7 protein-coding genes are annotated in these 6,000 nt (G+C 53.8%); 1 reads left to right on the top strand and 6 read right to left on the bottom strand.

The genetic code is table 11. The features are described 5' to 3' along the window. Positions 1 to 160, top strand: a 160-nt coding sequence (locus T518_RS11555; RefSeq protein WP_155948064.1) for a zinc ribbon domain-containing protein, incomplete at its 5' end; no start/stop codon positions are given. Positions 161 to 704: 544 nt separating this feature from the next. Here the strand turns inward: T518_RS11555 and T518_RS03895 are convergent. The 6 genes from T518_RS03895 to T518_RS03875 form a co-directional block, all read right to left on the bottom strand. Then, on the bottom strand, positions 705 to 1,592 hold the full coding sequence (locus T518_RS03895) for a LysR family transcriptional regulator (protein ID WP_248617153.1): 888 nt from the start codon (positions 1,590 to 1,592) through the stop codon (positions 705 to 707). Positions 1,593 to 1,640: 48 nt separating this feature from the next. Further along, the gene (locus tag T518_RS03890; RefSeq protein ID WP_036375455.1) at positions 1,641 to 2,006 is read right to left on the bottom strand and encodes an ACT domain-containing protein; all 366 of its coding nucleotides are present in this window, start codon (positions 2,004 to 2,006) and stop codon (positions 1,641 to 1,643) included. 89 nt (positions 2,007 to 2,095) lie between these two features. Then, positions 2,096 to 2,377 (bottom strand): ADP-ribosylglycohydrolase family protein, encoded by a 282-nt coding sequence (locus tag T518_RS11550; RefSeq protein ID WP_081828411.1) that lies wholly within the window; start codon positions 2,375 to 2,377, stop codon positions 2,096 to 2,098. 136 nt (positions 2,378 to 2,513) lie between these two features. After that, entirely contained in the window at positions 2,514 to 3,401 is an 888-nt protein-coding gene (locus T518_RS03885; protein WP_036375452.1) for a PfkB family carbohydrate kinase, read from the bottom strand. Positions 3,402 to 3,418: 17 nt separating this feature from the next. After that, the gene (locus tag T518_RS03880) at positions 3,419 to 4,786 is read right to left on the bottom strand and encodes a purine-cytosine permease family protein (RefSeq protein WP_036375449.1); all 1,368 of its coding nucleotides are present in this window, start codon (positions 4,784 to 4,786) and stop codon (positions 3,419 to 3,421) included. Positions 4,787 to 4,841: 55 nt separating this feature from the next. Continuing rightward, positions 4,842 to 5,837, bottom strand: a complete 996-nt coding sequence (locus T518_RS03875) for an ADP-ribosylglycohydrolase family protein (protein ID WP_036375446.1) — start codon at positions 5,835 to 5,837, stop codon at positions 4,842 to 4,844. Between the last annotated feature and the right edge of the window lie 163 nt (positions 5,838 to 6,000).

Raw genomic sequence — 6,000 nt, 5'->3', positions numbered from 1 at the left:
CTGCCACGCTTGTGGCCATATCATGAGCGGCAAAGAGAAACTGACGCTCAAGGACCGCGAGTGGATCTGCCCGAAATGTGGGATACACCACATTCGCGACGTGAATGCGGCCAAAAACATCCTAGCGCGAGCCAAAGCAAAGCTCGTATCCATGCATTGATGCAAACCTATCTTGTCCGTTTGGCAACTTGCGGACGCTAATGGCTTTGGTAATTACCGGACCTCTGCTGTACCTCGCAAGACTGCGAATGCAGTAAGCCTGGCCTATCTAAGCAAATTGAGGTATCGAAAGATTCCCTCAAGCTCGCGACTTCAGTCGCGGGTAGTTGACCGGATGTTAAAAACTTATCTTGCCTAAAAAACAGCTCATTCCAAACTATATAGACTCATCTGTATTCTCAAAGGTGTCCGTATTTGATACAATCGAATGATAGCAGGGATTTTGAACACCCCTGTGTTCCGCGAATATCCCGAAAAAGAGCGGCTTCCCCTTTCCCCATCCGTAATTGGTCACGGTATTCAGTGCCAATATATTCCCGGGTCCCGGTGTAAATGCATTCACACCGGCATATACAAAAAAATTCGCTAACACATATCCAAGCATACCAAAATCTCCTTTCGCAATCTTGATACCATCATACTGCAAAACGAGATTTCATAGGTAACACATATTTCGTATGGATTTACATAGTTTTGTCCTATGCTCATCCGCGAGCGTATTTTTTCAAGGCATTCACATAGATGCGCCCTAACGACGACAGGCCCTGCTCCTTGCAAAGGACATAACCGATGTGCATCGTTTCCTGCTCCGCCAGCGGTACGGAAATGATCTGCCGTCCCTGAAGATATTCCGGAAAGATCCCAGTTGATATGGTGTATCCGTCAAGCCCAATCATCAGGTTGACAATAGCCGCCCGATCGCTGACACGGATTTCCTTCTCTGCGAACACGGTGCTGAACGGTTCCTCTGAAAAATCGGCTGACTCATAGTTCCCCTGAAGGAAATTCAAGCGCGGATATGGCTGCAGGTCTTTCAGCGTAACCGATGCTCTCCCCGCCAGGGGATGCTCGGCCCGGAGGAAGGCATGCGGAGCGGCGGTGAACAGTTCCTGGAAGCGCAGCCCCATCTCATCCATCGTCTTCCGCAGGAACGCTTCATTCCTGCCGCACAGATAGAGGATGCCCAGATCGCAGAAGCGGTTCTTCACATCCTCCAAAATCTGATGGGTCTGGGTCTCATTGAGGATAAACTCGAATCGCTCCCGCCCAAACTCCTGGACCATCTCCACAAAGGCATTGGCCGTGAACGTGTAATGCTGCGTCGAGACACAGAAGCGCTGCTTCTCCGGCTGGTTCAAGATGAACCGGTCCTCCAGAAGGCGCATCTCCTGGATCACTTGTCTCGCATAACCCAAAAATTCCACGCCTTCTTTTGTCAAAGCGATGCCGCTGCGGCTCCTCGTGAATATATTGAATCCGACTTCCCGTTCTGCGTCCTTCACAGCCGCCGACAAACTGGGCTGGGATATATGCAGCTTTTTCGCTGCCTCCGTGATGGACCCCGCCTCGGCCACCGCAACGATATATTTCAAGGAATGGATTGTCATGCTCGCATCCCCCATTTCCCTAACACCCGGAAATCATACGACGCGATAACCTTCCGCAGCCAAGACGCTCAATGCCCGCGCAAAGTTTTCTTCTTTGACCAAGATATAGTCTGTATTGTACGTGGATATCGCAAAGATGCCGATCTCATGTTCGGCAAGGATCCCGGACAATTTCGACAAGATGCCAATAAGCGAAAAGTCAAGGACGCCTTGAATGCGGAATCCTCTCCACCCGTCATCCCGTTCTACCGTCTTTGCAGGTGTGTCCTCTGTCCTGCACACCAGCGACACTTCTTCATCCGTTTTCCCGACAAAGTAAAAATTAGCGGCCATATCGATCTCGGATGCATCTGCCACCTTGCAGACCGTCAGCTTGTATTCGATTTTCTTCAGTTCCATTTCCCTGCCCCCGCTAGTGCACAATCAATAGTAGTATCAGCCATTACGAATTTGACACTCCCCCTGGATTTAGCCGTGGGGAGTGTCAACTAAAATGCAATCCCTTCAGAGTCTAAGGAATCGCCACATCGATGATGCAGATAAATCACCATCGGTGAAATCCTCATCAAGGAGCCATTTCCATTGTCAAATTCAGATGCGCCTCCACAATGCAATGGTTCAGTACCATGAACATACTTCATGATGGCCTGCATACAAGTCCTGCCAATATCGAAAGTCACCCCAGTAGGCGTAAACTCTGCCTTGTCCATCCATCTCACAAAGTTTTTCATGATATCATCATAATCAATGCATCTATTTCTATTCGCCATTTTTTAATAAAACCCTGCCGATAGATAGCATCATCATGCAAAAAGCGCCTTCAAGGGGTGTTTCCCTTGAAGGCGCTTGCTTTTACTGCTTGATTCAGTTTGCTCTGTCGTCGAGGTCCGGGTAGAGGGTGCGGTATCACTGCAACGAGCAGCCGACATGCTGTACGACGCGCGCTGCGACGCGGTTGGCATCTGCGCAAGCTTCTGCCAATGTCTTCCCCTGCGCAAGTGCAGCAAGGAAGCCCGCTGTATGCGAGTCACCGGCGCCGATGGTGTCGATTGCTTTGACCGGCACGGCGGGAATGATTTCCGCTCCGTCCGATGTGCAGCACATGGTGCCTGCCCTGCCCATTGTGACGATGACAGGCTGACCGGTGCGCTTCTGCAGATTCCTAGCGGCCTGACGAACGTCATCTGCATGGCCCATGGCTTTTGCTTCTGCCTGATTCATCTCGAGGATGGTTCCCATCTGCAACAGCTCTTCTTCAAACTGCTTGCCCAAGAGGCGCGGGCCCGGATCGAGGACAAGACGGCAGTCTGGCTTCTTGCGGCGCAGGAAGCGCATGATGACGTCCCCACTCGTATTGCCATCCTGAAAGCCGTAGCCGGATGCATAGATGTAATCGTAACGCGCTGCCTCAAGGCCTGCCAACCAGGCATCCTGCCACTTCGTCTCGATACCATCGATTGAAATGAAAGTGCGTTCCCCGTCTTTCTCGACGAGGGACAGGCTGTAGCCATTGTCACAGCGGTCATCTTCGATCAAGACATCATGGCCACCCTGCTGCAACGCCTGCCGAATGCGGTCCGCGTACATGCCCTGCCCCACGGGAACACAGAGATCATGCGGCATCTGCAGGCCGTCCAGGATTTTCGAAACGTTAAACGCGCAGCCGCCGACAATCATGCCCTTCTGGATGCCGGGGATGTCTTCTCCCGCCCGGGGCAAGCGCTCGATATCGATGACGACATCGATGACAGCCGAGCCCAAGACCAAAATACGTTTAGGTTGTTTCCCTTCCATCGCAATACCGCCTTTCGTTACGCTGCTCTATTCTGCGGATGGCAGAGCGTCAGGATGAAGTAAAGGCCGCCGCTGACGACAAGCGTCAGCAGGACATTGAGGCTGTTTCCCGCAAAGATGCCTGTCGCAAACGGGCCGGTGAAGATGAAGGTCTTCGAGAACAGCATGCCGACGACAAAGCCGACAATCCAGCTGATGACGCCATTATAGTTGATACTGTTGTAAGCCGGATTTGTCAGCAGCTCTTTGCTGTAGCCCTGCTTCCAACGCAGCATCAGATAATCGACGAGAAAGATGGACGACCAGGCGGCCAGCAGCTTGCCGATGATACCGAGGAAGCCTTCCAGCGTTCCCTGGAAATCCTGCGCAATGAAGAGGATGATGGCCGGGATGACCGTGACGATAATTGTCTGGAACACGAGAATCATCTTATCATCCCAGATGAGGTGTGCGGCCTTGAGGACGAGCTTCGAGGATTTGAGGCCGAGGAAGCACTGCGGCGTCAGTCCGCCGATTGCTGTGATGTAGTAGATGATAGCGAGATTCGTCGGCAGCGCGCCCTTGATGACTTCAATCGGATTGGCCGATTGCGCGAGGTCCGGTACCTGCGTCGAGAGCAGGATGCCGACGCCCAGCATGAGGATCAGCGGGATGGCACCGCCGAGCGTGACGGCCCAGGCAACCTTGCTGCGCGAATTCTTCGGGTCCTGGTGGCAACTGTAGTCTGCGGCATAGCTCGTCCAGCCGATGCCCGTACCAGCTGCGACGAAAGCCAGTGCCGGCAGGAAATTGCCGAGCCAGTCACCGCTCGGCATCGCCGCGAGCCTGGCCCAGTCTGTCTGAGGAATGATGATCACGAGAATGACCAGTGTCAAAAAGCCGAACAGATAGGTGCAGATGGTCTGCATGCGAATCAGCATCTCATGGCTGAACAGCACCGATACAAGGACAAGGGCAACAAAAATCGCCAGGGCGATGGCCATGGTCAAGGCCGAATTCACAAGACCACAGGTCACGAAGAGCGCCAGGACGGTCAAGGTTCCTGTACAGACGTTGATGGACAGCCAGCCTGCATGCGAGACGAGTGCTGCAATGGCTGGGATCAGATTGCCCTTGAAGCCGAACGCTGCACGGGACAGGACAAAGGTAACTGTCCCCGTATCACGTCCAGCCAGACTCATGAGGCCGACAAGGCCAAAGGAGAAAGAACCGAGGACCGTGACAAGGATGGCCTGAAAAAAGCTCAGATGAAAGCCGACGATGATGGCACCGTATACCAGACCGAGAATACCGATATTAGCCGCGCAGTAGAGGAAGAACAAGCTGCCAGGCCGGTCCGTGCGCTCTTCCGGCGGCAGGAACGTTGTTTCTTTTTCGGAATCCATGAGAAAACCTCCTGTTCTCTATCATACAAGAATACAGCCGTCAAACGTAACCGGCTCAGCCCACATGGCCGCGATGGCGCAGCAGGCTGTCCGCATAGGCGTGGAAATCGACCGAATTGTTCTTGTCGAGCACCGCAATGCGCTCTGATGGGATGCCCGAGGCACCGGCCTTGGCCCCGCAAATCGCGACAGCCATCGCGCCGATTGTATCCGTATCGCCGCCGAGGTTCGCACATGCCAGGCTGCACACCTCCGGGTCGCGGTAGTAATAAGCCATACCAAGTGCAGCCGGTACCGCTTCGCTTGCCAAAGTCGTCGTGCCGACGGTCTCATAGATGCTCAGTGAGAACGCTTCTTCATCATCCGCATGGCGCTTGGCCAGTTCCATGGCCACCTGCAGGCGAGCTTTCGGCGAGGCGCTATACGTCTCTGCACCATAGGCCGCCGTCAGATCATAGCCATCTGAGGCAGCCTGCATGATTGCATCCCATGACTGATCTTCCACCGCTGCACTGACGGCAGCAGCCACCATGCCGGCACTGCCGAGTGCCACGTCCGTCTTGTGCGTCGCTTCACTGACGCCGAGGACAAACTTGGCCAGCTTGGGCAGGTCCGTGCTCTTGAACAGACAGCCAACCGGCGCAATGCGCATCGCTGCACCATTCGTGATGGCCTTCACCGTATGCGGCCCCGGGTCCTCGCCTGCCTGAATCGCATGAAGTGCGGCCTTCGAGCTCGGGCCCAGGATGTTCTTCGAGAATGCATCCGTGTCAAGCGCCCACTGAATCAGATTCTTGGCAATGATCTGCTTGTCCGGCACAAAGTCGTTCTCCCTGAGCGAATCCAGGATGACAAGCGCCTGTGCCGTGTCATCCGTGAACTGCCCCTTCGTCATATCAATCGCCGCCGGATTCTCCTCCGGACTATCTTCGAACGTCGTAATCCGCCCGAAGATCTCTCGAATCCGCCACCTGCTCAACAGCTCCGACGGCATGCCCATCGCATCGCCCAGAGCCATGCCGTAGAGCGTCCCTAAGATATGGTCTATCATCAAGATGCCTCCTTTAATATTCGTACCGATTCAGTATGCCACAGCAATTTACAACTGTCAAGACACATAGAACAGGCATTTGAAAATCCATCCATGATGATACAAAAATGGCATGAAAAAGCGCCTTCAAGGGGTGTTTCCCTTGAAGGCGCTTGCTTTTACT

Source organism: Mitsuokella jalaludinii DSM 13811, from assembly GCF_000702905.1.
GTDB classification, from domain to species: Bacteria; Bacillota; Negativicutes; order Selenomonadales; family Selenomonadaceae; genus Mitsuokella; species Mitsuokella jalaludinii.
This window is presented reverse-complemented; position numbering and strand designations above follow the sequence as displayed.

Bases quoted from the DNA above. Each gene is read 5' to 3' on its own strand.
- T518_RS03890 (WP_036375455.1), bottom strand. From the start codon at position 2,006: ATGGAACTGAAGAAAATCGAATACAAGCTGACGGTCTGCAAGGTGGCA.
- T518_RS11550 (WP_081828411.1), bottom strand. From the start codon at position 2,377: ATGGCGAATAGAAATAGATGCATTGATTATGATGATATCATGAAAAAC.
- T518_RS03885 (WP_036375452.1), bottom strand. From the start codon at position 3,401: ATGGAAGGGAAACAACCTAAACGTATTTTGGTCTTGGGCTCGGCTGTC.
- T518_RS03880 (WP_036375449.1), bottom strand. From the start codon at position 4,786: ATGGATTCCGAAAAAGAAACAACGTTCCTGCCGCCGGAAGAGCGCACG.
- T518_RS03875 (WP_036375446.1), bottom strand. From the start codon at position 5,837: ATGATAGACCATATCTTAGGGACGCTCTACGGCATGGCTCTGGGCGAT.